The following is a 25686-nucleotide window of genomic DNA, read 5'->3' on the forward strand; positions in this document are numbered from 1 at the left end:
AAAGGAGTAGAACAATGTATTTGGGTAGGAAATCAATCAATAAAGCTGTGGGTTTGTTAAGCGCATTATTACTATCAGGAAATTGTCTTGCCGCGCAGTTCGATAAAGACTCCTTAGCAATTCAGGCAACGTACTTAGGCGTGAGCCTAAATGAATTAGCGAAGGCAAATACCAAAGAGTATTGCTCTTTCGACGTTGACTATTCTGGGACGATATTAAAAAACACAGCCTCTCTAATTCGCGGCAATCGCAATGAAGTAGCCCAAGAAAATTTAGCCTTTGCAGCACGAGCGTTGGAGCGGGTGAGATCTAATAGCGCTGATTGTCGTTTTTTTTCATCAATGGTTCATCCTTATATCGAGCAGACAAGGCAGTTAATCAGTGAATTAAATTGGCTGTTGCATGCCACGGCTCATTAAACCTTAATTCATTGGAAAGGGGAGAACCATGAAACTCAACAAAATAATAAAATCAATGCCTTCAATTGCGGGTGTGGCGGTACTGCTAACGAGCTGTGCTGCAACACAAACCGCCTTAGAACACAGCGCGCTGCAAGTCAGTACCAAGCAAAGTGAAACAATCTTTTTAGAGCCTGTCTCAAAGGCTCAAAAAACGGTTTACGTCTCAATAAAAAACACTTCCGATGAGGACATCAATATAGCCCCTCAATTAAAGGCCGCTTTAAGTTCGCAGGGCTATAAAATCGTTAATAATCCGAAATCAGCACACTACCTGTTGCAAGCCAATGTGCTAAAAGTCGGAAAAATGAGCGTTGCGGCAAGCCAGTCAGCATTGGGTGGTGGTTATGGCTCAGCCCTTGCGGGAACTATCGCGGGTGCTGCCGCAGGCAGTTTGACGCAGTCAAGCACAGGAATGATTGCAGGCGGTCTTGCAGGTGGTGTTCTAGGTTTGGCTGCGGACTCTCTAGTCAAAGCAGTGAACTACACAATGATTACGGATGTGCAAATCTCTGAGCGGGTGGGGAAGGGTGCCGTTCACGAACAGTTTAATGCCAATCTTCAAAATGGGTCTGCATCCGGCACGAGCCAGATAGCCAGCAAACGCAGCGATTATCAGCGTTATCGCACCCGGGTGGTCTCTAATGCAGACAAGGTTAATTTAAAATTTGCTGACGCAAGACCGGCCTTAGAGCAAGGGTTAGTTAAAGTCATCTCAGGGGTATTTTAATGCGCCATAACACATAAAAAACACCGTTAATTCGTTATATAAACCACGTTGATTTGTGATTGAAAATTAGGCAGCTAAGCGCCTAAGGGATTTTTACAACCTAAAAATGGGGGAAAGCCATGAAAATGGGAAAAAAGATAGCAACCTTGATGAAAAAGGGAAGCTATTCACTGGTGTTTGCACTGCTTTCAAATAGTGCTTTTGCCAATGACTTATTGGCTCGTGCCTTAGATGGCGATGTCAAAGACTCGCTGGGAAGTGGATCGATGTTTTGGAAAGTCTTTATTTTGGTGGACATCATTCTTGCAACCGCCGCAGCCGTCAAAACGAAAAACCCCATGGTCTTTGTTGGGGTGACAGCGATTGCCTTTGTTCCAGCATTCTTACTGAAAACCTTTGTTTTTTGAGAGGGTATGCGAATGAGCAACATGAACTATGTTTTCCTAAATCTTATCGATGCACCAAAACGAGTCTTAACCTTAACCTGCGATGAGCTGGTGGTGGCAGGGCTTGGCTTTATGTTGCTCATTATTGCCAATCAAAAACTAGTGGTGGCGATGCTTGGATTGGGCTTGCTGAGTGGTTTGCGCTACTTGAAGAAAGGGGAGGGGCCAAAAGCACTTTTAGTGCTGGCTTATTGGTATTTGCCAAGCGTTATCACCCAGCTTTTCCTGCCCAAATTGCCGCAATCCCACCATCGCGTTTATGTGGCTTAAGGAGAGCAAATGGATTTTAAACCCTATCAAAGTCGCTTAAGCCAGTTATCTGCACGCTTTAATCTGATGGTGGCTTTAGTGTTTGGCCTTCTGCTGTCTAATATCTTGCTGGCTTGCTTTGTGTTTAAGGCATGGAATCACCATAGCATCGAGGTAACGCCCTTTTCAGGCGCGCCGGCTTATTTGAAATCAGCATCGGAGGTCGATGGCCATTATTTAAGTCTGATGGCCGAAAATTTTGTCAATGAACGGCTAAACGTCACACCTGAAACAGTGACAGCCAACCACCAACGCTTGCTTGCCTATGTGAGCCATCAAAGCTACCCACAACTGCTACGGCGCTTAACCAATGAAGCCAAGATTATCAAAGCGAAAAAAATGTCGTCCATTTTTTATGTGGATACCAATAAGGCCAACCCTCACAAACTGACCGTCGTTGTTTCTGGCACCTTGAAACGCTTCGTAGGGCTACACGCCTTAAATGATGAGCGCAAAACCTATGTGTTGCAGTTCCACTATAACGACAGCCGCTTGTCCATCGTGAAGTTTTCGCAGTTATTGGAGAAAGACCATGCGTAAATCATTAAGCCTCGCATTGGCATTATTATCATCGGCCGCTCTAAGTGCCATTCCCGTGAAAGACAATAGCGATACTGCCTTAGCGCTCAGTCAGGGGAACTACAATCGCCTGGTGGTCAAAAACGATAAAATCATGGAAGCAGTGTTTCCTCCAAATTCTATGGCGATAAAACGTGACGAGCAGGATGGCTCCGTCTATATCCTGTTGTCAGCTAGCAATCCCTTTACTTTGTTTTTAACTACAGAAGCAGGTCGGCATTTTTCCCTGACCCTGTCAGGTGAAGAGGCCTTGGGCAAGACCATAGAGCTTATTCCCGCAACGCATGACGTGGCTGTATCCAGAGCGAATGCCCTAAAAACAACCCCTGGGAAAACTGCACAAGAATCAGTCCCCGAAACGATTCTTGCCCTGCTTAACGCGATGGAGCAACAAAAACCACTGGGTTCAGTGCAGGTAAAACGCCAATATGGCAACGTGCAACGTTGGTCAAAGGGGTTAACGCTACTACCTCGCGAATCATGGGACAATAGCAGGCTAAAAGGTGAAATTATTGAGTTGTACAACGGCGGCAAAAAGCCGTTGGACTTAGAGCAGGAGTGGTTTGCAAAAGACCAAACACTAGCGGTTAAATTTTCAAAGTCCACGATTGCACCAGGTGAAAAAGCCATGCTCTACCGTGTTCAGGGGGTCGGTCATGGCTAATTGGCAATGGAATAAGCAGGTGTTAGGGCGTCAGGTGCGTACCTTAGGTTTAGTAGGCGTCGGTCTTTTCTTGGTCGTTGCTGTGATGGTTGGACTTGCGGCAGAGGGACGCCCCAAAAAGAACCTGGCAGCCAAAAAATCAGTCGATTTAACGGGAATTGTGGACGAATCGTTTACTGATGCCGTGGCAGAGCATGCCTTAACCGCTCAACAACTAGAGCTTGAATCATTAAAAAAGCAAATCAATCAATTGACTCTTAACCTTAAATCAATGGGAGAGGCCCAGCAAAAGCAATTGCAGGCGCAAAAAGACGCCTTTAGAGCACAAGTCCAAGAATTGATGGTATCCGCTAAGGAAGAAAAAGACAACGCAACGCCTCAAAGCTCTAAGCCTGCTGGACTAAACACCGTTCAAAACCCACAGCTGTGGCATAACCCCAACGCCTATGCCATGAATACTAGAAGTCTGGGTGGTACACGCCTCTCCGATACAACCTTAACCATTCACACCGTCTCTTTTCGCCCTAAACGACGCCTAACGAAAATAAGACCGCTTAGTTACCTCAACCCCGCTCATTACGTCCCGTCCAATACCTCAGTAAAGGCCGTTATTTTAGGCGGGGCGGATGCGGATGCCTCGGTCAATGGCCAATCGAAAAACAATGGGGTGATGTTATTTAAATTCATTGAAGACGCGAGACTACCTAATGGTCAGCGTGCACGCCTGCATGGCTGTCGCGTCAGTTCGAATTCCTATGGGGATATCTCCAGTGAACGTGCTTTTGCAACGCTTTATAAGTTGTCTTGTGCCTATCCAGGGGAAGCGATTATTGATAAAGAAGTGACCGGCTGGGTGTTTTACAAAGGAAAGGTAGGCATTAAAGGGCAACCGGTCATGAAAGATGGCAAGGTGATGAAATGGGCGGGCCTTAGTGGTGCTTTAGCGGGGATTGCCTCTGCTGCCCAATATGCTCAAAGCACGCAAAGTGTCAGCCCACTTGGAGCAACCTCTGTCGTTTCATCAGGCCATATCGCACCCTTTGCCGCCTATGGCGCGGGGACTAAATCGGCTGACTTATTATCGCAATACTACATCAAGCGCGCCGAGCAATACCATCCCATCATCCCGGTAGGTGCTGGCAATGAAGTCACCATCGTCTTTAAAGATGGCTTTTACTTAGAACCCGATGAGGAACACAAAGCGCATGCGTTAAATGGCGTGAAGATTGAAGGGGTAGCCCATGGATTAAAGGCGCTCAATCAAAACGACACAGACGAACTGATTGCATCCTCGAATGAGCAGCAACCCGCTGAGATGAATTTTACGGTTCCCCCCGAAGTCTTAGAACAGATTGATTCAAGCCGCATAGCCACAGGAGGACTCCGATGAAACAGCTCATTGTTGTTTTCACACTCACTCTCTCAGGCCTTGTAACCGGCTGTGGCACAGTAAATTCCAATGTCAGTTGCAAGGCAGAGGCCACCGATAGTTGCTTGACCATTGAGCAAGTCGATGCCATGACTCGTTTTGCTGATGATGCAAAACCATCCCGCCAACAACGCGGGGCGATGAATGCAGACAATAATCGCCAAAACCTTACAGGCCAACTCATCAAGCAAAACACCGGTCAGTCCATTTGGGTTGCCAAACAGGTGGAGGGGCAATCATGGGCTTAAAGGTGACTGTTTGGCGTGATAAAGCAAGACAGATTCTACATCGGTTTAGCCATCAACTGGGCGAAACGCTAAGCCATGAGCCCCAATCACTCGTTGACCAGCAAAAGGGCTGCGACTCATTGCAGGTGGATTTACCGTCTTTTCGCAGTTTACTGCCTTATGAAACGATGGATGAGGCCTTGTTGTTCATCAATCAGAACTCCATAGGCTTTGGTCTAGCGGTACTACCCTCTTGTGGGGCTGATGAATCACTGATGCACTCACTGGCACAGCTTTATAAAAACAAGCTGCCCGCAGGGGTTGATTGTACGGTGATGCTTTATAAGCATCGCTATGTATCCCAGAGGCTTTCAGAGAGCTTTTCGCCCATTTTAAAACGAGGAGGCATCTTTGCTGAACTGGCTAGAATGAGCATTGATTTTCATCTTAAGGCCATTAAAAAAGGCTATACAAATGGTCGCAATGTGCCGGCACAACTTGCCGACTACTCAGCCTATCTCTTTATCTCAACACGACACCATGCGGCTAACCGACAGGGTTTAATGCGTTTGCGAGAGGATTGGGAGTCTGAGTTAAAAGCAGCCGGCTTTGGTTTTTATCGCCTGGAACACCTTGAGTTTAAGTCCTTAATGCGAACACTGGTATCACCGTCTTTAGATGACATGGTATGGCCATTCATTGACAACGATGAAGACGGATTGGTTCGCGATGCCATTCCTAGTCTTACGAGCGTGTATGAGATTCATGATAAGAACGTTGATATCTCAAGCCAAAATTCAGCGCATGAGGAACAAACCGTCCGAGTTGTTAATTGCCAAATTGCTAAATGGCCTGACTCCAAAGAGGGGAATAATCGCTTTGGTTTATGGCAAACACCGGATTTATTCGCCAATCTGCTAAAGCCTGAGCATGGTATTCAATGCCCCTTTTTAATCTCATTTACCATTCGCGGCGTTAATCGTGAGAAAACAAAAAAACTCACGAAGCGTCGCGCAAAAGATGCGAATAGTAATAACAATGCCGTACAAAATTTTTTAGCACCAGGCACAGCAGAGCAGGCGGCGCAATGGAATCTCGTTCATCAGGAAGTGTCGCAAGATAACATGGATTTATTACCGACCTTTTATAACCTGATGTTGTTTACCGATCCTGAACACGAGCGTGAACACGTCGCGAAGGTTGTCAGCAGTTATCGCCAACACGGATTTACGCTCACCCAAAGCCATGGCACGCAATGGCTTCGCTTTTTAGGCTCCTTGCCGTTTGTGTTAACCGAAGGGCTGTTTTCGCGTTTGGAGTTAATGGGACTGACGAAACGACTGAGTAACTATAACGTGGCGAATCTGCTGCCCTTGGTCGCTGACTTTAAAGGCTGTAAGGAAGGGTTGTTAATGCCCACCTACAGGCATCAATTGTTCTTTTACGATCCCTTTGACGACCGCAATTTATCGATTTCCAATTACAACCGATTGACGGTTGCCTCATCTGGGGCAGGCAAATCCTATTTGCAGCAAGCCTTACTGTTAGACGGGTTATCTCGCGGCCATCAAATTTTTGTCATTGATTTAGGCGAATCCTACAAACATTTATGCCAGATGGTTGGCGGTACCTATGTTGATGCAACGACCATTAGCTTAAATCCCTTTACCCTGTTTGATTTTGAAGGCACGACGGAAATTGAAGGCACAGAGGTCAACAACTACATTCAAATTAGGGACTTACTCGCTATTATGGCAAGTCCTGAACAAGGATTGGATGAAGTTCAAAAAGACTGGCTGCTGGATGCCTTATTAACCGCATGGCGGGCCAAGAAAAATCGCTGTTGTATCGATGATGTGCTGGAGGCATTAAAAGAGATTTTGCACACACCGGTAGGAAAAAATGACCGGCGCCTCAAAGACTTATTAGTGCTGTTAGGTAAATACGGCAAAGACGGGTTATACGGCTCTCTTTGCAATGGCCAAACACCCTTGTTTAACAAATCGATGTTCACCGTGTTTGAGTTAGGTGGCTTTGAATCGAACCCCCAATTACTAATTATTGTGATGTTTGTGATGATAGTGATTATTCAAGGCCAGTTCTATCACGCTGACAGGCGATTAAAAAAGCAATGTAATTTTGATGAAATCTGGCGTGCCTTGATGAAAAGTTCCAACCCCTTGATGGCAAATTTTATTGAGCAGGGGTGGCGTACCGCCAGAAAGTATCTGGCAGGATTTTCAGGGGTGACGCAACAGTTATCCGATACGGAAAATACGGCACAAGGCCGAGCCATTGCCGCCTGCTCTGATACTAAGTTTATTATGAAGCAAGGGGCGTTTAAAGAATATATCGCAGAACATCCCACTTTGTTTAGCCCTTTACAACAACGCGTTATTGAGTCCTTTGGTGAGGCCAAATTACAAGGCTTTTCTGATTTCATGCTCCAGTGTGGTGGGGTGACGACCTTTCATCGCTATTTTTCCGATCCCTTCTCCAGGGTTTTATTCTCCACATCAGGCGATGAGTTTGGGGAGATTGAAGCCTTGATTCAGTCAGGCGTTTCCTTAACCGACGCGATTAAGCAGGTCGCGCTCAAATATTATGGAGCCCTGTTATGCGATTAAGTCCTGTTTATAGTGCGCTAAGCATCACATCGCTCCTGATGGCAGGGTTGTGGTATTCGATGAAAACAACAACAGCGATTGCCTTTTTTGATAAAGAGGCCGTTCAGGGGCAATTTATTCGTCAACTGGCCGAAATAAAGGCGACTGAACCTCAGGTGGAGCAGTCCACAAAACGATTTAATACTGTGCTTAACAACGTACTGCGGGATGCGGCCAAGCAGGGGAATCTAGTCATTTTAAGGAAAACCGATGTGCTTGCTGGCGGTGTTGATATCACTGATGAGGTGCGAACTCAGTTAAGCGTTGCCATGAGGAAGCCATCGTGAATCTAATGTATTACTCAATGCTTCTTTGGTTCGCAATCGCCCAGATCCACGCTAAATCTTTTGGTGTCGTCGGTGAGGTGTTTCCAATTGCTGAAAAGAACTTTTTAACGCTCATCGAAGAACGGTTGGCGACACTAAAAGACAATGGCGAACTAGACGCAATGAATCAGCGCTGGATTCAAACCGCCGCGGCTCATGCGAATAGGCCGGATCCCCTGCCACTTCGAAGAACCCAGCAGTCAACGACTCATAATTACCGGCCTGAAATCTCTTTAAGCCAGGATATCCGCGACGATAAAGGCCACGTGCTGTACGCGCGAGGTACGACGGTCAATGCACTTCAATCCTTGCCATCCTATCAACCCTGTTGGTTATTCTTTAATGCCGATGATGAGGCGCAACTTCATTGGGCTGAAAAACAAATAACGCGCTGTGCAAACCCTAAATTGATACTGACTGGCGGGGCTATCAAATCAACATCAATGCGCTTGCAATCGACCGTTTATTTCGACCAGGCAGGGCGTATCACATCCAAGCTTCATATTACTCACGTGCCGGCAAAGGTAACACGTGAGCAAAATCACTTAGTCATTGATGAACAGGCAATCAAGGAGAATAGCGATGCGCTTTAATGCTCTAGTCCTGCTGTTGTTACTCTTCACCATGACAACCACCAACGCCCGCCAATGCACAGGCCATTTTGTGAACCCCTTGACCGATGTCTGTTGGCGCTGTTTATTTCCTTTATCCATTGGTCATACCCAAGTGGTGCATGGCGCCCTTCCAGATACCGAAAATGCTGCCAGCCCCATAGGGGTGTGTCCTGCTAGTATAGGTGGCGTTCGTGTGGGATTGAACATTGGCTTTTGGGAGCCGATGGCGCTTACCGATGTAACGGATACCCCCTATTGTTTGGTTAATCTCGGTGGCACAAAACTTAACTTAGGCTCAAAGACCAAGCGGGGAGGGCGGCATGTTGTAGGACTTGGGCAAATGCGCGCCTTCTTTCATGTGCATTGGTATAAATACCCACTCATTAATTGGTTAAATTTAATTACCTCCGCAGGTTGCCTGCAAAAAGGGGATTTTGACCTTGCCTATTTAACCGAGCTCGACCCCACTTGGCGCGATTCGGAAATGAGTTTTGTGTTAAGTCCTGAATCCGCTTTGTTTGGTAATCCAGTGGCCGCAAGCGCCTGTAGTGCCGATAGCCTTGCCTCGACCCTCACCAAAAAACCCATCGATAGACTTTTTTGGTGCGCAGGCGCCCAAGGCACGCACTACCCATTGACCGGCCATGTCAATGCCGCCTTATCCCCTGTGCAAACGGCACTGCTTTTGACTGAGCGCATGAATTATAAGATGCATCGCGAGCCACCCTACATCCAGGACTCAAGCCCCAAAGAGGGCGCGATTTGCACGGAGCATCGCTATTTTGTCACGCCCAAGTCCCGTTACCGCTATGAACTGGTCAATCAGGTTGCCGATGGCAAGCATTGCTATCCATCTGGCTTTACAACCCTTGCCTGGGAAGCTGGGAAAATCAAGCCGCATACGCCTGACCAATATGGCTTTTTGGTATGGCGCAAACGTAATTGCACCTTTTTGTGATGGGAGATGGAAATGGTTAATAAAGGCCTGCTGTTTATTCTTGGTTGCTTGGCAATCACGGCCTTGCATGCCACACAGGTTTCTGTGTTTATTAGCTTTTCAATGCCCCAGTTGCTGCTAGAGGAAACCTTAAAAGAAAGCAGCGAGCGACGAATTCCTGTTTATTTGCGGGGGTTATACAAAGACTCCATGAAGGAAACAGCAGCCAAGGTGATGGCGCTAAGCAAGAAGATACCCATGCTCAATCTACAAATTGACCCCACCTTATTTGAGCGCTTTGGCATTGAACAAGTGCCAGCCCTGGTTCTCGATAATGGTAAGGCCTTTGATGTGATTTATGGGCATTTGACCATCAAAGAAGGCTTAGCTCGTATGGCAGGCCACGGCGATGTGACTTTATCGCCACAAGCTGCAAGGAGACTCGCTAATGACTAGAGGCCTTCTCTTCCTACTTTGCTGTCAGCTTATCAGTCTTGCGATGGCGCAAACTCAAAGCGATGCCTTGAATGCACGCAATGCAGCTTTAAACGCCTTAAAGGGGTTTAATCCTTCCAATGTATTCAGTGAGTACACAGCCAATCCAAAAGAATCGGCATTTAAACCGACGACAAACAATAACTCGTTAAGCATTCTCGGATTGAATGGATTGGCAACCAATCCGACGGCCAAAGAGCTCTACCAGCAAGCACAGACTCGCCCCAAAATACAACCAAACACGAACTCTATCGAGAATCGCTATGCGGAGACTTTGTTGGATGAGGCTGATAGGGTTTTAGATGGCGGCTGCTATGTCCAAAAAGGGGGATGCACAATAAATTCGGTCACAGAGCGCTGCGACGAGGCACTCCAATATCAGGCTAATGAATGCCAAGTTAGGCGAGAGGTCAGTATTGTACAAGATGTGCAGCAAGGTATTCGCGTAATTAATGCCGCCAAACATCAACAACAGGTCAGTTTTGATTTAGCAACTTGCGGACAAGACGAGTTCTTTTGTTTTACTGATAATTTAATGGTTTTAAAACCAATCTGTGAAACAGTCGATGTCGTGGTGACCCAATTAGGATTTCCCCTTCGTTTGATTAAAGCCCCCAATTGCCAGGAGTTGACCATTACAGTTGAATTAAGGGGCTTCTCGCCGTTTTACTATCCGCTAACCATCACCTTGACTGAGCGATTTTCAAAAGACGTTGATGCAGGTGAGGATTGCACACACTTCCAAGACAGGATGGCAAGTCAACATTGCTTGTTGTCGGAATCGACCGATTGCCTAAATCCAAATGGCATCGAAATGATTGATGGGTTAGCAATCAAAAGAGCGTGCTGGGGACGCTTTTCGCGCTATCACTGCCCACAAGTGGTATCGACGAATTGCAGTGCATTCATCAATAAGGGCTGCACGCAAACCGGTTCGTTGTGCCTATCCCAAGAGACTAATCGCTGCGAACGTTATGCGCAAACTTTTCAATGTCTGGAGCAAACCTGTTTGCCTGAGCAAACGATTTGCCCTGAAAAACCATTTTGTGCGGCGGGTGATTGTGTGAGTACCAACAATGAGACCAGTGATGATTTTCAAGAGGGGTTCACCCGATTAGGGGCGCTCACGGGAGCAGCCTCTGGGATTGCAGAATCACAAGTGCAACCCGGTGAGCCTAAGCTCTTTAGTGGCCAAAACCTGCAATGCCGCATAGCCGCCCTTCACGTGGGGAACTGCTGTAAGGATAAGGGGCGATTACTTCACTGTCGGCCAGAAGAAAAGCAATTGGCAGTGGCCATTGAAGAAGGGAGGGCAAAGAAAGTAGGGCGCTATTGTGCCCATAAAGCCGCCGGACTCTGTGCAGAGGAGAAAGAGTCCTGGTGTGTATTCTCGTCAAAATTGGCTTCAATCATCCAGGTTCAGGGTCGTTTTGGTCAACTTCACCTGGATTTTGGTTCGGCAAAAGGAACCCACAATCGCGCAAATTGCCGAGGGATTACGCCTGAAGAGTTAGAGCAAATTCAATTCGATACACTCGATTTAACCGCTTTAATGGCTGAGTTGAGCCAGCGCCTGGTTTTGCCAAAGGTCGATACTATCACCCAAAGCACGCAGGAGAAGGCAGAGGCGCTGTACCTGCAAGGAGAGGCTAATGGCTAGGCTTTTAGCTTGTCTTGTTGTTTTGTTGATGGGAGGGGCGCTCATGGCGTCCCCCATGCATACCACAAAGCCTTCTGGTTTTCTTTGGTACAAACTCGATAAAGACCACTCATCGCGTAATAAAGAGAGCAAACGAGGTTTAGCTTTTAACCAACTAAGCTACACGGAACGTGATGCGGTGTTGCGCTACTACACCATGGAAGCACTGCATAAAGCACGATACACCAAAACCGTAAAAGACATGCGCATTTTTTTAGGTCTGCAAGATTACTGGCTTAACGAATCCTCTCGGTTTAAATCGCTGTTTCAACAAACGATGCTAGCGCATCCTGACTATGATTATGCAGTGACTCATCCAACCTCCAATCTTGGTGCCAAAATTACCGATGAAGTTCGTGAGTCTAAAACCATAGCTGTGATAAGCCACTTAGCGCAATCACATGGCCTGCTATTTTTCTATCGCGGAAAAAGCCCTTATGACTTGAAACAAATCCCTATTGTTGTTGATTTTAGCAAGCGCTTTGGCCTTCCCCTAATCCCGATTAGTGTTGATGGCGTCATCAGTCCTGAACTGCTGAATTCCCGATTGGACAAAGGACAGGCTAACCGGTTAGGTGTGCGCTATTTTCCGGCAATACTCTTGGTGAATCCTACGAATAAGCGTGTATCGCCCGTGGCCTTTGGCTTAACCACCCAAGATGTCTTGATGATGCGTATCAAACAAGTAGCAACCCAATTTAAAGGAGATGAGTAATGCGTGCGTCTGTAGTTTTGAGCTTAAGTCTAGCCTTTATTGTCTCTGGTGCGAAGGCCGAAGGGTCACAATGGCTTACCCACATGATTGCGGAAAATGAACAGTCTTCTGCACATCAGGTAGTGCTGGGTAGCAATAAGAAAGATGAGGGATTTTTTAGCACCCATGAGTTGATTGTGTTTTATGGCAGTCAATGCCCCCATTGCAAGCAGTTTGCACCGATAGTCAAAGCGTGGGCGACTCGCAACAACGCACAACTGTTGCCGTTATCCTTGGATAATCAACCCCTACCTGAATTTCCCCAATTCTTACCGGCGACCACCGAATGGATTAACGCTGCCTTTGGAGGCAATGCCATTAATTATCCAGCCACTTTTATTCTAAACCCTGAATCGAAAGCATTGTACCCCGTGGGTTTTGGTTCAATGACTGATGCTGAGCTCAATGGGCGTATGACAATGCTCATTGTAAAAATTAAAGCCTATGAGCGCCGAGGAAGCTTGTCATGAAGCAATTAGCTCTCGCGCTTAGTTTGCTTGGATTTATCCTTCCTACTCAGGCCAATGTCAGTAGCGACCTGGATAATTTTTTTAATGGGATGGGCTATGCCTCTAATGTGACATCACCGGCGGCGTTTGAATCCCAGGCCGCAGGTTTTTTTGGTGGTGGGTCGCTTTATAGCCGTAATCAGGTACGCCAGTATCAGTTGGTGCAATTGGATTTACCCAGCTACCGTGCTGGATGCGGCGGCATTGATCTATTCACCGGCAGCATGAGTTTTATAAGCGAACAAAAATTAGTGGATTTGGGCAAATCAGTGATGACTAATGCGGGGGCTTATGCGGTGGATGTGATGCTGGCCTCTACAATACCTGAACTTAAACAGGTCAGGGATTACTTACAGCAATTGGAACAAATGGCTAATCAGGGCAGCATTAACACCTGTCAGCTTTCGCAAAACATGATTGGCGGCATCTGGCCAAAAACCGCAGAGAGTCAGCAAAAAATTTGTAAAGACCAGGCGGCCATGGGTAAGGAGGGATTATTCAGCGATTACGTGAAGGCACGTATGGCCTGCTCGGGCTCTGGCTTTGATCAGGTGATGAATAAAGCATCACAAGATCCCGAGCGTAAAAAGCAGGTGGTTTTAAATAAGAATCTTGTCTGGTCTTTGTTGCAGGCTAAATCGTTTTTAAATAGTGATAGTGAGCTCGCTGAAATGGTCATGAGTTTAACAGGAACCTTGATTATTGATAAAGAAGGCAAGGTGACCAATGTCCCTTCGCTTGCAGGAAATGCTGATTTAGTAAATGCATTAATTGGAACAGGAAACGGTATTCGGTCAGCAAAAATATGGCGTTGCAAGGACGCTGGTAGCAACAGCCAGTGCATGCAGGTAAGCTTGCAGGATATCAACATTCCACAAGAATCAACACTCACGTACAAGGTGCGGGATATTATTCGCACTATCAATACCAAGCTAGTTAATGACGAAAAGCCAGGTAATCGTGAGCTTAATTTTTTAAGCATGACGTCTTTGCCGGTGATGAAGTTTTTGTCGGTATTAAACAGTATGCACTACGGAAGTAGTGCGGTAGACATTGAAGAATATTCAATGTTGATAGCCCAAGACTTGTTAACTAATTACCTCACTGAATTAATGACTGAAGTAGGCCTTGCCACTGCGGGCTCTGAATTAAATACCGATTTGATCAAGGAAATTCAAAAACGGATTAATGAGGCAACAACTCGTGTGGCCGCTATTGATCCCAAGGTAGGCCGTAAGCTTACAGAAAAGCTCACGCTGATTGAGCGCATGGCGCAGATTGAAAAGCAGGTGGCCTCTCAAATGAACAGTACGGCAGGTTAGGAGAGCAACCTATGATAACGATTCATGTTTTGGCGGGTGGCGAATTATTCCAGCATGTTTTAAATGCAATCACTACCTTTATGAAACAGGACAGCTTTTTAGGTCTTTTGCGAATTACATCGTTGATTGGAATCGTCATGGCCATCATCGGGTTTATTAAAACCCATGATCCGATGGCTTTTGCTCGATGGTTTTTAGGTTATGTATTGTTTGTGAATTTAGTGTTACTACCTAAAACCGCCGTACTGATTGACGATATTTCCGCTGAAACACCGAAACTCGTGGATAATGTACCGGTGGTGTTTGCCTTGAGCGCAAGCCTTGTAACGACTATCGGTTATGGTTTAGCGCAATCCTACGATGCCCTACTTACTCTGCCCAATGATTTGCAATACACCAAATCAGGAGCTCTTTTTGGTTCGCGCCTGATTTCTGCGTCAACGTCCTTTCGTATTAAAGACCCTGAACTCAAGGAAGAAATGAATGAATATTTCCGTGTCTGTGTGGTCGGAGATATTCGCCTCAATCGAAAGTACAGTGTTAGTGAGTTAGCGCATTCCACGGACATTTGGAACCTTATTACTGCGAAAGCCTCACCGCTTCGCATGATTTCTGTGAGCGGCCAATTAGTGACTTGCCAAGATGCTTCAAAACCAGATGGGCAATACAGTTTGCGCAAAAAGCTGGACGCTGAAATCAATAAGGCTTACAAATTTTTTGGAGTGAATTTGTTCGGAAAGCCTAAGAATACCAAGTACGAAGCGTTATTCAGTACTCATCTCAAATCAGCCTTTGATTATTATCAGGGTCTAACAGACTCTTCCAGCAATATCTTTCTGCAAAGCATGATGATTAATGCCATGGGCGATGGTGTGGCGCATTATCAGGCGTTTACCGATGCAACCGCAGGCATTGTGAACCAACAATTTACCAAATCCCAGGTACAACACCGCTGGAGCTGGGAAGTGCTAGGGCAAAAAGCGCTGTGGATTTTGCCGATTACGCATACCTGCGTGACTCTTTTATTGTTTGGTGTGTTTCCTTTGATTATTGCATTAACCACCTTACCTGGCGGAATACGCATTCTTTATGGTTATATGCAGTTTTTTATGTCGCTGCAATTTTGGCCGGTGCTCTTTGCAATTCTTAATGCAGGTATGACTATTTACGGGGCTTCATCATCAAGTGAATACGGTCAGTTTACGATGATCAATCTAGATAAGATTGATGAACTGCATGCCGATATTTCAGGGGCATCGGGCTATTTGATGATGCTCATTCCTTTTCTATCGCATGGCCTAGTGTCTAATTTAGGAGGGGCTTTTAGTAATTTGGCAACCAGCATGATGAGCCATATGCAAGGCTCCAGCATGTCTGCGGCAGGAGAAGCGGCGAGTGGTTCCTTTGGTTTGGGTCAAACCAGTTTTTACAACACCACGGCCAATAATTTTTCTGCCAACAAACACGACTCCAATTGGACGCATTTGCATGGCATGCATACCGAGCAATTGAGTTCCGGGGTATTAAAAACCCTTACAGGCAGTGGCGATAGCGTTTTTGATGTCAGTCCTGGGATGACCAGAGGCGCTATATCGATTAACGCCCAGGAAGGATTAAGCGCCTCGATGAACCAGGCTTATGAGCATTCTACCCAGGCCGCTAAAAACGAATCAGCCCACTATCAACGTTCACTATCTAATTTTGCCCATCGGGCGTTGCAATTATCACAGTTAACAGGACATGACATGCGCTTAGGCGAGGGTGTGTCGGAGTCTGAGACAGGGCAATATTCTAAAGCACTATCCACTATTAGCCATATTGCAGAGGACGTGGCCGCCAAAACAGGGATGAGCAAGGAGGATGCACTGGCACATTTAACCAGTGGTGGATGGGGCGGTACGGCTGGCGTGAAAAGTCAGGGAAGCATTTGGGGTAAATTGGCACAGTGGGGTACTGGTTTTCATGGTGGTGTTGATGCACATGCTAAATTTGAGCGCTCTTCAACCAGTAGTGACCGATATCACACGGGCGTTGATAGTTCGCTTTCGGCAAGAGAGTCAAAAGACTTCAATGAAGCGCTTAATTACGTGAATCATTTTGCGAAGAACCATCATTTTGATGATAGCCATTCCAAGGCAGCGAGCTTAAGCAATCAATTAGGTGCTGACTTACGAGAGGCTGCAACGGCAAGCCATAATGTGGATTCCAGTTTAAATCACGCAGAACGTATCAGTCATGCAAAAAGCTATGTGGAATCCCATTCGGCGCAAATTTCTAAAAATTTGGATCAAGCCTTCCCATCTTATGTTGCTAATGCCCTTGGCGAATCAGCGCGTGATGAGTTGTACAGCCACCCAGGGGACATGCAATCGTTGAATAAGTTACAGGCCTTAGGTCAGGAGTTTATTGCCCATAAACGCGATGAGTTAATTGCTCAGTTTGGTAATCAGGGTAAATCAGCGCAGGTTGAAACGTTCTATCAAAAAGAACATGACTATCTGATGAATAAGGAGCCGCAATTGGCAAGTCAGTTCCATCAAAACAGTGAGCACTTGAGTCAGGAGGCTAAGCAATTGGAGGTGGGCTTTGATTCTAATAAGGCCACCCAACTTCAATACAAGGTTGAAGGTACTATCCAAAACACACAGACACAAAGCGCACAAGGCAAAGACGACATTCAATACCAACACGATGCGCAGTCTACTGACATGAATCATCGAATGGCCGAGGGTAAAACTGATGCACAAAAAAACTTAGTTTTGCCTGAGGATTGGAAATTCACCAACTGGTTCCATAAGGATAAATAGTGATGAATACGAACGAATTAAAACAGGCAATTACTGAGGATTTAAAGCGACTCAAACATCTGGATATAGACATCATTCCTGCAAAAACCTATTACACCGGCTTATTAAAATTAGCGTTCAATGCCTTTTGGAAACTAGGCCTGGTTTTGTTTTTATCCCTATTGTATGTCTATTTAACCTATACCGAGCCCCATGCGTTAATGAACGAGGTGTATTGGGGAACTAGCAAAACACAACCTTCTTATGGAGAGCACATTCAAAAGGCTTTATTCTTAGCAACAGGTATAACGCTGATTGCAACCTTACTCTTAACCCCAACGCTTAATAGCTATTATTTAATTCACTATCACTTGAAAGACAAACTCAAAACGGGCGATTTGCTGATTAGCAAACTACACAACTTCGCCTGGTTGTTTTTTGGTGCCTTTATTCTTTTTTCAATCCTCTTTGCCAGTTATGCAGAACCTGATGCGATGTTTTTATTTGAGATTATCGCCTTAGTGTTAAGTGCCGTGGTCACTTATTTTGTGATGGGCATGGAGTTCAATCGCGTAGGATTGAGTCTCTTACTTACGGGCATCGGGGGGCTATTGAGCAAAAACGAAAAATCCACTCTCTAATCTAACCACTAAAAGACCATAACGTCACATTTTTAGCCATCAACCGGGCATGGCCAGCCACTGCTTTGCCTAAATAACCTTGAAGGAGAACTAATGCGCAATGAGCCCAATTTCAAACACTATACCCGTGGTGGTCAAATTAGTTTTCATAATCTTCGGATGTGGGATCAAATCACCAAAACCTTAACCTTTCTCTGTCTTTTCCTTTGGCTTGTCTTCACCGGAATCATTACCTGGTGGGTGACTTCCTATGAACAAATACAACAAGCAATCGCCTATTACTATGCCTGCTTTTTACATCTCGTGGGGCAAAAACAGTCGTTTACCTTGCCCTTTCATGGGCAAAACTACCGCCAGACGGTGGAGTCACTGCTTCATTACTCCTATTTTAAATCGAATGCTAATCACATGGTCGAGTTGCTGGGTAAGTCAGCCTTGGCTGGGTTTGCTCTCGCTCTTTTCTTAGGACTTGCGCTTGCCGCCTACTTCATTAAACGAGGCAAGGCGCAGCGTGCTAACCAGTTTATAAGGGGTAGCCGCCTAGAAACCATGGACAAGGTGAAACAGCAAATCATTGAGGAACAAGCCTCTTCGGATATTCGAATTGATGGGTTTCCGCTTCTTGCAGGGAGTGAGGTTCAGCATCTGTTAGTGCATGGCACAGTGGGTACAGGGAAAAGCCAACTCATTATGAAAATTCTTGATGCGCTGCGTCAACGAGGGGATAGGGTCATTATTTATGATAAGGGGGCTGCATTCATCCCGCACTATTTTGATGCCAATAGGGATGCCATTTTAAATCCCTTTGATGCGAGATGCCCTAATTGGGATCTGTGGGCAGAGGCACCTCGTGATTCCGATTTTGAAAATATGGCAGAAAGCCTTATTCCCATGCACGGCGACTCTGAGCCTTTTTGGGTGAATGCCGCGCGCACGGTGTTTTCCAGTTGTGCAAGCGTTATGCGTAATGACCCTGAACGCTCGATAGAAAAATTACTGTTATTGCTTTTAAGTTGTGAATTTTCACAACTTGAGCACTACCTTCGGGGGACGCCTGCGGCAACCCTTGTATCTAGCAAGATAGAAAAAACAGCCATCTCTATTCGCTCGGTCATCACCACCTATCTTAAATCCCTCATGACCTTATCAGGGCTTCATTCCGAGGGGTCGCCGTCGTTTTCTATACGCGAGTTCATTATGAATGAACAACACAAGGGCTGGCTTTTTATCTCCTCCAACGGTGAGCAACATACCACCTTAAAACCGCTTATCTCGATGTGGTTGGCTATGGCCTCCTTAACGCTGTTAAGTCTTACACCGAATCCAGAGCGCCGTATTTGGTTTATTTGTGATGAGTTGCCAAGCCTTCACAAATTACCTCTTTTGGGGGAAACCATTGCCGAGGTCAGAAAATTTGGCGGCTGCTTTTTATTGGGCATGCAGAGTTTCGCCCAGCTCACTAAAGTCTATGGTCAAGCAGGAGGGGCTAAGGAACTCTTTGATTTACTCAATACTCGCTTTTTCTTTAGAAGTCCAAGTGCTGATATGGCACGTCTTGTTGCCTCAGAGCTTGGGGAAGAAGAAATTGAAGAATCGCGTGAGAATTATTCCTATGGTGCTAATTCTATTCGTGACGGGATTTCTTTAGGTTCTCAGCGTGTGACACGTCCCATTATCTCCTATCCGCAGGTTCTGGAATTAAAGGACTTAAGCTGTTTTGTTCGCCTGCCAGGACACTATCCAGTCACACAACTTGAACTCATTCATCAAAAACGCCCTATGCAGTTTAAAGGATTTGTCGCACGAGACATGCCGATTATTGAGCATAAGGTACCTCATGATGAAGCGCTTGACTCAATAGAAGACGACTCAAGCCTAGGCAGTGAGATTGTGACCACAACATCTAAAGCCTCTAAACCCAACTCCAATCAAAGAAAGTGCAAGAAAAAAGCGGAAGTCCTTGTGCAAGAAGAAGCTCAACTTTTATAACAACGCCTAAGGATCTTCATGCTTAGTATTCAACCCCTTAAAAGTGCGTCAGGTTCTGCCAATTATTATCTCAACGTGGTGAACTATTACGCCAATGATTCCAAGAGTATTCGCTGGCTAGGCGAAGGTGCCAAAGCCTTATCGCTTCATAATCAATTGGTGGAAAAAGAGCAGATGTTGGCACTGCTTGAAGGTAGACTTCCCGATGGCAGCCAATTAGGTCGAATCGATAAAGACGGCATTCATCACCGACCAGGGTTTGATATGACAGTCTCAGCACCCAAATCGTTTTCAATCCTTTTAGAAAGTGGTGCCGACTCCCGATTGGCCGAGGTTTTAGATAAGGCTGTGGAATGGTTTGTTGCTGAAATGGAACAGGAGTTTGCAGAAGCCAGACTCATGGTCAATGGTGAAATTGAGTACGTGGCTACAAAAAACTTTGTGGTAGCCTCCTTTCGCCAACCTAATTCACGAGCGAACGACCCTCAATCCCATGTCCATTTGGTGGTCATGAATATGACGCAATGCAAAGACGGGAAGTGGCGCTCTCTTGCCTCCGATATGAGTGCTGAGCGGGGCGTTGTCGAACAAATCATGAAAAACCACATTTATGGCGGTTTGAAATTCAGAAACAAACTGGCTAATTTAACCAAGGAACTCGGTTATACCCTGGAAACAACAGGGGAGGGTCTTTGGGAAATAAAAGGTGTTCCCAAAGACCTACTGACCCATTTTTCCAAACGCCGAGAAGACATTGAGCTCTACATGGAAGAACATGGACTTCACGGCGCGCGAGCTGCGAGCAAAGCGACTCAACGAACGAAAATGGATAAAGAAATTGTTGATTTTGCTGCATGGAAAGCCGATATTTTAACCGCTTGTAAATCGTTGGGTTTTGATGCCTTGCAATTTGTGGCACAAACAAAGGAACCTAAACCCCTTTTTGCACGTATCAAAGAAACGGTTGTGCATCAGTTTTTTGATAAAGAAAAATTTCAAACGATTAAGGGCAAGGAAGCAGTCACCCTGGCTATTGAATCGGTCAGCCAACTACATGCGGTATTTTCACCCCAAAAGATTAAAGAGCATGCGTTAAAACACCTCATTGCCTCCGATTGGGTGGTTGATGAGCGTTATATCAATCAAGCGATTGACTACCACATTCGCGAACAAACCCTCTATTGTGCTAGGCATCCTGTCACGCAAAAGCCGCTACTCACCACACCCTGGCAATTGCAGCTCGAAAGCGACACCCTTTCTCGGATGGAACAAGGAAAAAGCGCCATTCACCCGATTGCATCAGCCTTTCAGGTGACCTCCTTTATCACAAACAAAGAAGCTGAACTTCATTTGTCCTTATCACCGTCACAAAAAAAGGCCATGCATGGATTTTTAACCTCCAATGACCGATTCATGGCCATTCAGGGGTATGCGGGAACCGGAAAAACCACCATGCTTAAATTAACCCGAGAATTGGCAGAATCAAAAGGCTATCAGCTACGAGGAATTACCGCAGGAAGCTCTGCGGCCTGCGAGCTGCAATTAAAAGGGGGACTTAATGCGTCTACGTTTGCCCGTGAGCTTATACGTTTAAAAAAGAATGGGGATGATTTAACCCGTACGGTGTTTGTGGTGGATGAGGCCTCGATGTTGTCTAACCCTCAAGGGCATAAAATCATGCAACTTATTGATGAGGCAAAAAGCCAGTTAAAAATTATTGGCGATAGGGCGCAGCTACCCAGTCCATCCTCTGGCCGTTGGTTTAGTCTGATTCAAGATTATGGCATCAATACCGTTGAAATGACGGATAATCTCCGCCAAGAAGAAGGATTACTTAAGGAATCAGCCATTCATGCCAGTCGTGGTGAAATCTATGACGCCGTTGAAAAACTAACGGTGGTTAAAGAATACGAATCCTACCAAGAACGCATTGAAGACCTAGCCAACACCTGGCTAAACCTCTCACCCCTTGAGCGTAAGGAAACGCTTTGCTTTGCGCCAACGCATAAAAACAGAAAAGACATTACGGAAATTATTCGGCAGCGCTTAAAAGAAGAAGGGGTTTTAACTGGCAATACGCATTATCAAAGTATTTTAATCTCACGTCCCATAACCAGTATAGAACTTCGAAACAGTATTTATTACGCGCCAGGTGAAGTGTTGCGATTTAATATGTCGATTCCAAGGTACAACATCAAAACAGGAGATTATTTAACTGTCCAGGACATTAGCTCCAAAAATAAAAAAGCAAATACCTTAAGTCTGTCACGTGATAATGGCCGAAGCATCACCTTACCTTTAAGCGCTCTACCTAAATTCAATCCCTCTGAGAAAGACTTAGAGCGGCCTATCGAGGTGTATCGCGAGGGCAGAATTGAGATTCAAGTCGGCGATACTATTCAATGGAAACGTAATGACCAATCCAAAGCAATCCACAACTCGGATATTGCAACCGTCAAAGCCATTTCCAACGATGAAGTACTTATCATTAATAAAAACAATCAGGAACTTGTCTTAAAACACAGGGACTCGGTATTAAAACATTTAGATCACGGTTATGTCTTAACAACCTATGGGGCGCAGGGTAAAGACAGCAAACGAGGCATTGGTTTAATCGAGAGTTTAAACCGATTTGCAGCAACCATAGAAAACTTTTACGTCGAAGTCACTCGCGCAGTAGAAGAAATGATTGTAGTGACCGATGATAAAAATCATTTAGTTAAGGCAATTACCACCCGTGATTCAGAAAAGGGCTCATCCATTGAGGCAATTGATAGTACGACACTCAAACGCCATGCAATGCAACACAACCCAACCGAACTCGCTTTGCAGCAGGTTATCGCGAAAAAACAAGTCCGTGAAGCGCAGTGGATGCAGATGGAGCAGAATATTGCGTCATACAATGAGGCGCATCTAGGCACTAACCAACTGGCAGCGCCCATTCTGGCTTATAAGATAGTCACTGATAAGGTCTGCTATCGGTTGGCACAAGCGCGATTATCACATGGATACAAAAGTTATCGCCGGGATGCACTAGCGCTTCAAACAGCAAAACTATCTACAAGCTTAACAGACGCTGAGAAAAAGCATTTTAATCACGTCAAACAGTATGTGTGCCTCGCTGAACGGGTCGTTAAAGAGACACAACGTTTAGTTCAACTAAGAGATGTTAAAAATGATAAGGGAATGAATCAAAAAGCCCTACAAAAAGACTACAATGCCTTAAATCAATTGGCGTTTACAATCGCTGCCGATCTTAAAAGCCATAAAGAGTGGCTCACTCATTTTTCCATCGGGGAAGCGAACCGCTTAGGTCTGCCACAACATCATATTGAGACAGAAAACCAGAAAGCCTATACCCGACTGGAGCGCTTATGCAAGCGTGCAAGCCAGTTTCAAATGCGCCAAAAGGTTCTGGATTACATCAAAAGTGATGCGGAGCAAAAACCGTTTCTCGCCCAGCAAATCAAACGAGACTCCAAACTGGCCCATCGATTCATTATGGATTGGGCAAAAACCGAAGGCCAAACTGCCGATACGTTATGGAAAGCGATTCATACCGATGCGCGCACTCAAAGCGATAGACTCTTTCGACAGGGTTTAAGTAGTGAAGGCAAAAAGGCTTTTGATCAAATTAAAGCGCTTAAAACCCTACAGCTGGAACTAAGAACGTCCTGGCAAACTGCTTTAAACGTAGCAGGAAAAACAGACGGACAAAAAATTGCTCCGCAAACCCAGCAATTGCTAATACTTAAAAATAAAGTGTCCGCAGAGCTTATCAAAGCACCTGCTCTCATGGATGTGGCATCTTATTTTAAACTGGATCTCGATAGATTAAAAAAGCACAGTACGCAACACCACTATCGGGAAACAGTCTACCAATTTCAATCTTCAACCAGTCATTTTAAAAAGCGCCTACAGTGTGCACGCCTTATTAAAGAGAACGTTCAGGGGCATTACCCCTATCTAGTTGAAGCGAATATGGACAAACGACTCTTAGCGAAGTATTTGCGTGTGGTAGAGCGAGCAGAACGCCTTGAGGAACTTAAAGACGGTGAAAAGGACGATTATAAAAAAGTACTTCATTATAAAAAGGCAAATCATGAGGCTAAAAGGCATTGGAAAGCCCATTACGCACTCTCGCCGCTAGAGCGCAAAGCCAATGCCCAATTAACTCAAAGTGCAAGCCAACAATCAGGGATTCGAGATGCGCTTGCTTATTCGTTACGTGATTCGCCTTGGCTTGACACTCATTTAAATTTAGAACGCATCGATAGGGATAAAATCAATCAACAGGCAAAAAACCATGAAACAAAGCGCCAGCAAATTCAAGCAATCAACCTGTTGGCTTCAAAACTGATTCAACAATACGCTACTCTTGAGAATCAAAACAATGCAGCCCACATTAAAGCCTGGAAGACGAATTGGACACAGCTCACCGAGGAGCTAAACCGTATTCAAGGTAATTCTTCATTTAAGGAAGCGCTCAAAGGGCATGAATCCCTACTGAAACAGGTGAAGCAATTCGATGCGACCTATAAAGAGCGCTATCAGCTAGAAGAGCCGACTAGACCACCAACACAACAACTCAAGAATCCAACCCTTAGAAAAATTAAAAGCGAGACGCCTTTTCTTGATGCACAGACTATTAATGAAGCTTTAATGGTTAATCCAATAACGTCCTACACTGCCATTTTTGGGGAACCTAATTCGTTAAGCGCAAAAGAAATGCGTTATAGCGGAGGATTGCTAGTGGCACTAAAAGGCAGAAAACAAGGGCTTTGGTATGATTTTGGCGAAGGGCAGGGGGGAACACCCATTGATGCCATTATGTCGTCAAGGGGAATGAACTTTAAAGACGCGCTTCAAGTTGCCGCAGATTTAGCAGGAATTGCCCCAAACAAAAGCACCATTACGTTTATTACGCCCAGATTCAATGCACTCATACAAAAAGATGAACAACAACTGATTGAAAATAAACAAGCCTCTGCAAAAAGTATTTGGGAGGGAAGCTTGCCCATTCAAGGGACATTGGCAGAAACCTATCTTAAAACGCATCGAGGCATTGAACAATGTACCCAGCTCAATGTGCGGTTTTGGCCAAAGGGTGCCAAATGGATTAATTGCGATGAGGAGGGGATTCTAGTTGAGAAAACCAATCAAATACCTGCTCTTATCGTTCCTGCACAGGATGCCAATCATCAATTGACAGGGGTGCAACGGATTTATCTAGATGCGCAGACAGGCGGTAAAAACCGATTTATGGATAACCCAAAACTGTCTAAAGGAGTCATTGAAGGCAGCGCTGCCATTCTACAAAAAGGGATGAAAGGCGCGACTGTATACCTTTGTGAAGGGCCAGAGACTGCCGCCTCAATTGCCGAGGCCTTTCCTACTGCAACAGTCATTGCGTCACTCGGCATCTCAAATATCAAAAATATGGCTCCATTGATTCAACAAGCACAGGGTAAAGAGGTGATTATTGCCGGCGATCATGATGGCGATCAATCAAAAACATCCCTCATTGCCCAAGAAGCTCATGAGGCATTAAAACGCGATGGAATGGATGTGAAAATCGTATTCCCTGAGCCTATAAAAACGTTGACTAAAACAGATTGGAATGATGTGTTAATCCATAAAGGGAAAGAATCAATTAAGGTGCAACTCTCTAAAATTATCACTGTTAACAAGACCAGTTTATTGGACATAAACAGCACCATTACTGCTGACAAATCACCTGCTCTGAGAGAGCCAGTGAAATCAGATCTTCCTATAAAAAATGAGACTTTATTTAAAAATGAAATAGACAGATCTCTGCAAAGGATAAAAGAAATGGAGATTGAGTTATAAACAAATTCATTTCAATTTTAAGAAGAAATCGAAATGAATGTATAGAACAAAAAACAAATTTTTCGCATAAAAACAAGGCGAGCTTAGATAAACAATGATTATATAACCACCTTTTATTTCGCCATTATTATGCAATAACTTTATGAATAATGGAGTTTGTCATGTTAAAAATTTTATTCGTTATATTTGTAATATGCTTTGTAATTGAACGATTAATTCCCGGTTGGAAATTGCCTCATGTTAAAACATGGCCTAT

At 45.2% G+C, this 25686-nt stretch carries 21 protein-coding genes; all 21 read left to right on the plus strand.

Annotation, left to right across the window (positions count from 1 at the left end; all coding sequences use genetic code 11):
• The first annotated feature begins 14 nt into the window (after positions 1-14).
• The gene (locus tag BN1094_RS18055; RefSeq protein ID WP_052403382.1) at positions 15-419 is read left to right on the plus strand and encodes a hypothetical protein; all 405 of its coding nucleotides are present in this window, start codon (positions 15-17) and stop codon (positions 417-419) included.
• A 28-nt stretch (positions 420-447) separates the two neighbouring features.
• Positions 448-1188, plus strand: coding sequence for a complement resistance protein TraT (locus BN1094_RS18060; RefSeq protein ID WP_044012667.1), 741 nt, complete (start codon positions 448-450; stop codon positions 1186-1188).
• 119 nt (positions 1189-1307) lie between these two features.
• Complete coding sequence (locus BN1094_RS18065; protein WP_044012668.1) at positions 1308-1595, plus strand: hypothetical protein; 288 nt, start codon at positions 1308-1310, stop codon at positions 1593-1595.
• A 12-nt stretch (positions 1596-1607) separates the two neighbouring features.
• Positions 1608-1904 carry a type IV conjugative transfer system protein TraL gene (gene traL / locus BN1094_RS18070; RefSeq protein WP_044012669.1) on the plus strand — a complete coding sequence of 99 codons (297 nt, stop codon included), beginning with the start codon at positions 1608-1610 and terminating at the stop codon, positions 1902-1904.
• Positions 1905-1913: 9 nt separating this feature from the next.
• Positions 1914-2483: a type IV conjugative transfer system protein TraE gene (traE, locus tag BN1094_RS18075; protein WP_044012670.1), complete on the plus strand. Its 570-nt coding sequence runs from the start codon at positions 1914-1916 to the stop codon at positions 2481-2483.
• The gene (traK, locus tag BN1094_RS18080) at positions 2476-3186 is read left to right on the plus strand and encodes a type-F conjugative transfer system secretin TraK (RefSeq protein WP_044012671.1); all 711 of its coding nucleotides are present in this window, start codon (positions 2476-2478) and stop codon (positions 3184-3186) included. Before traE ends, traK begins: the two co-directional genes overlap by 8 nt.
• Complete coding sequence (locus tag BN1094_RS18085) at positions 3179-4576, plus strand: TrbI/VirB10 family protein (protein WP_044012672.1); 1398 nt, start codon at positions 3179-3181, stop codon at positions 4574-4576. Before traK ends, BN1094_RS18085 begins: the two co-directional genes overlap by 8 nt.
• The gene (locus BN1094_RS18090) at positions 4573-4863 is read left to right on the plus strand and encodes a conjugal transfer protein (protein ID WP_044012673.1); all 291 of its coding nucleotides are present in this window, start codon (positions 4573-4575) and stop codon (positions 4861-4863) included. Before BN1094_RS18085 ends, BN1094_RS18090 begins: the two co-directional genes overlap by 4 nt.
• Positions 4854-7469, plus strand: a complete 2616-nt coding sequence (traC, locus tag BN1094_RS18095; protein WP_044012674.1) for a type IV secretion system protein TraC — start codon at positions 4854-4856, stop codon at positions 7467-7469. The genes BN1094_RS18090 and traC overlap by 10 nt, the downstream gene beginning before the upstream one ends.
• On the plus strand, positions 7460-7795 hold the full coding sequence (locus BN1094_RS18100; RefSeq protein WP_044012675.1) for a TrbI F-type domain-containing protein: 336 nt from the start codon (positions 7460-7462) through the stop codon (positions 7793-7795). The genes traC and BN1094_RS18100 overlap by 10 nt, the downstream gene beginning before the upstream one ends.
• Before the next feature lie 5 nt (positions 7796-7800).
• Complete coding sequence (gene traW, locus BN1094_RS18105) at positions 7801-8427, plus strand: type-F conjugative transfer system protein TraW (RefSeq protein ID WP_099909047.1); 627 nt, start codon at positions 7801-7803, stop codon at positions 8425-8427.
• 31 nt (positions 8428-8458) lie between these two features.
• Positions 8459-9406: a conjugal transfer pilus assembly protein TraU gene (gene traU / locus BN1094_RS18110; RefSeq protein WP_245614414.1), complete on the plus strand. Its 948-nt coding sequence runs from the start codon at positions 8459-8461 to the stop codon at positions 9404-9406.
• 12 nt (positions 9407-9418) lie between these two features.
• Positions 9419-9841: a type-F conjugative transfer system pilin assembly protein TrbC gene (gene trbC / locus BN1094_RS18115; protein ID WP_044012678.1), complete on the plus strand. Its 423-nt coding sequence runs from the start codon at positions 9419-9421 to the stop codon at positions 9839-9841.
• Positions 9834-11540 carry a conjugal transfer protein TraN gene (traN, locus tag BN1094_RS18120; RefSeq protein WP_044012679.1) on the plus strand — a complete coding sequence of 569 codons (1707 nt, stop codon included), beginning with the start codon at positions 9834-9836 and terminating at the stop codon, positions 11538-11540. Before trbC ends, traN begins: the two co-directional genes overlap by 8 nt.
• The gene (gene traF, locus BN1094_RS18125) at positions 11533-12294 is read left to right on the plus strand and encodes a type-F conjugative transfer system pilin assembly protein TraF (protein WP_044012680.1); all 762 of its coding nucleotides are present in this window, start codon (positions 11533-11535) and stop codon (positions 12292-12294) included. Before traN ends, traF begins: the two co-directional genes overlap by 8 nt.
• Positions 12294-12803 (plus strand): type-F conjugative transfer system pilin assembly thiol-disulfide isomerase TrbB, encoded by a 510-nt coding sequence (trbB, locus tag BN1094_RS18130; protein ID WP_044012681.1) that lies wholly within the window; start codon positions 12294-12296, stop codon positions 12801-12803. The genes traF and trbB overlap by 1 nt, the downstream gene beginning before the upstream one ends.
• On the plus strand, positions 12800-14164 hold the full coding sequence (locus BN1094_RS18135; RefSeq protein ID WP_044012682.1) for a conjugal transfer protein TraH: 1365 nt from the start codon (positions 12800-12802) through the stop codon (positions 14162-14164). The genes trbB and BN1094_RS18135 overlap by 4 nt, the downstream gene beginning before the upstream one ends.
• A gap of 11 nt (positions 14165-14175) precedes the next feature.
• Positions 14176-16971 (plus strand): conjugal transfer mating-pair stabilization protein TraG, encoded by a 2796-nt coding sequence (gene traG, locus BN1094_RS18140; RefSeq protein WP_044012683.1) that lies wholly within the window; start codon positions 14176-14178, stop codon positions 16969-16971.
• 2 nt (positions 16972-16973) lie between these two features.
• Complete coding sequence (locus BN1094_RS18145) at positions 16974-17591, plus strand: hypothetical protein (protein ID WP_044012684.1); 618 nt, start codon at positions 16974-16976, stop codon at positions 17589-17591.
• A 93-nt stretch (positions 17592-17684) separates the two neighbouring features.
• Positions 17685-19580 (plus strand): type IV conjugative transfer system coupling protein TraD, encoded by a 1896-nt coding sequence (gene traD / locus BN1094_RS18150; protein ID WP_081935204.1) that lies wholly within the window; start codon positions 17685-17687, stop codon positions 19578-19580.
• Positions 19581-19598: 18 nt separating this feature from the next.
• Positions 19599-25430: a conjugative transfer relaxase/helicase TraI gene (traI, locus tag BN1094_RS19045; RefSeq protein WP_052403383.1), complete on the plus strand. Its 5832-nt coding sequence runs from the start codon at positions 19599-19601 to the stop codon at positions 25428-25430.
• Positions 25431-25686 lie beyond the last annotated feature (256 nt).

It is taken from the genome of Legionella massiliensis (assembly GCF_000756815.1).
Taxonomy (GTDB): domain Bacteria; phylum Pseudomonadota; class Gammaproteobacteria; order Legionellales; family Legionellaceae; genus Tatlockia; species Tatlockia massiliensis.

What these genes read in the sequence shown, in the direction of transcription:
- BN1094_RS18055 (WP_052403382.1), top strand. Translation starts at nt 15, where the DNA reads ATGTATTTGGGTAGGAAATCAATCAATAAAGCTGTGGGTTTGTTAAGC.
- BN1094_RS18060 (WP_044012667.1), top strand. Translation starts at nt 448, where the DNA reads ATGAAACTCAACAAAATAATAAAATCAATGCCTTCAATTGCGGGTGTG.
- BN1094_RS18065 (WP_044012668.1), top strand. Translation starts at nt 1,308, where the DNA reads ATGAAAATGGGAAAAAAGATAGCAACCTTGATGAAAAAGGGAAGCTAT.
- traL (WP_044012669.1), top strand. Translation starts at nt 1,608, where the DNA reads ATGAGCAACATGAACTATGTTTTCCTAAATCTTATCGATGCACCAAAA.
- traE (WP_044012670.1), top strand. Translation starts at nt 1,914, where the DNA reads ATGGATTTTAAACCCTATCAAAGTCGCTTAAGCCAGTTATCTGCACGC.
- traK (WP_044012671.1), top strand. Translation starts at nt 2,476, where the DNA reads ATGCGTAAATCATTAAGCCTCGCATTGGCATTATTATCATCGGCCGCT.
- BN1094_RS18085 (WP_044012672.1), top strand. Translation starts at nt 3,179, where the DNA reads ATGGCTAATTGGCAATGGAATAAGCAGGTGTTAGGGCGTCAGGTGCGT.
- BN1094_RS18090 (WP_044012673.1), top strand. Translation starts at nt 4,573, where the DNA reads ATGAAACAGCTCATTGTTGTTTTCACACTCACTCTCTCAGGCCTTGTA.
- traC (WP_044012674.1), top strand. Translation starts at nt 4,854, where the DNA reads ATGGGCTTAAAGGTGACTGTTTGGCGTGATAAAGCAAGACAGATTCTA.
- BN1094_RS18100 (WP_044012675.1), top strand. Translation starts at nt 7,460, where the DNA reads ATGCGATTAAGTCCTGTTTATAGTGCGCTAAGCATCACATCGCTCCTG.
- traW (WP_099909047.1), top strand. Translation starts at nt 7,801, where the DNA reads ATGTATTACTCAATGCTTCTTTGGTTCGCAATCGCCCAGATCCACGCT.
- traU (WP_245614414.1), top strand. Translation starts at nt 8,459, where the DNA reads ATGACAACCACCAACGCCCGCCAATGCACAGGCCATTTTGTGAACCCC.
- trbC (WP_044012678.1), top strand. Translation starts at nt 9,419, where the DNA reads ATGGTTAATAAAGGCCTGCTGTTTATTCTTGGTTGCTTGGCAATCACG.
- traN (WP_044012679.1), top strand. Translation starts at nt 9,834, where the DNA reads ATGACTAGAGGCCTTCTCTTCCTACTTTGCTGTCAGCTTATCAGTCTT.
- traF (WP_044012680.1), top strand. Translation starts at nt 11,533, where the DNA reads ATGGCTAGGCTTTTAGCTTGTCTTGTTGTTTTGTTGATGGGAGGGGCG.
- trbB (WP_044012681.1), top strand. Translation starts at nt 12,294, where the DNA reads ATGCGTGCGTCTGTAGTTTTGAGCTTAAGTCTAGCCTTTATTGTCTCT.
- BN1094_RS18135 (WP_044012682.1), top strand. Translation starts at nt 12,800, where the DNA reads ATGAAGCAATTAGCTCTCGCGCTTAGTTTGCTTGGATTTATCCTTCCT.
- traG (WP_044012683.1), top strand. Translation starts at nt 14,176, where the DNA reads ATGATAACGATTCATGTTTTGGCGGGTGGCGAATTATTCCAGCATGTT.
- BN1094_RS18145 (WP_044012684.1), top strand. Translation starts at nt 16,974, where the DNA reads ATGAATACGAACGAATTAAAACAGGCAATTACTGAGGATTTAAAGCGA.
- traD (WP_081935204.1), top strand. Translation starts at nt 17,685, where the DNA reads ATGCGCAATGAGCCCAATTTCAAACACTATACCCGTGGTGGTCAAATT.
- traI (WP_052403383.1), top strand. Translation starts at nt 19,599, where the DNA reads ATGCTTAGTATTCAACCCCTTAAAAGTGCGTCAGGTTCTGCCAATTAT.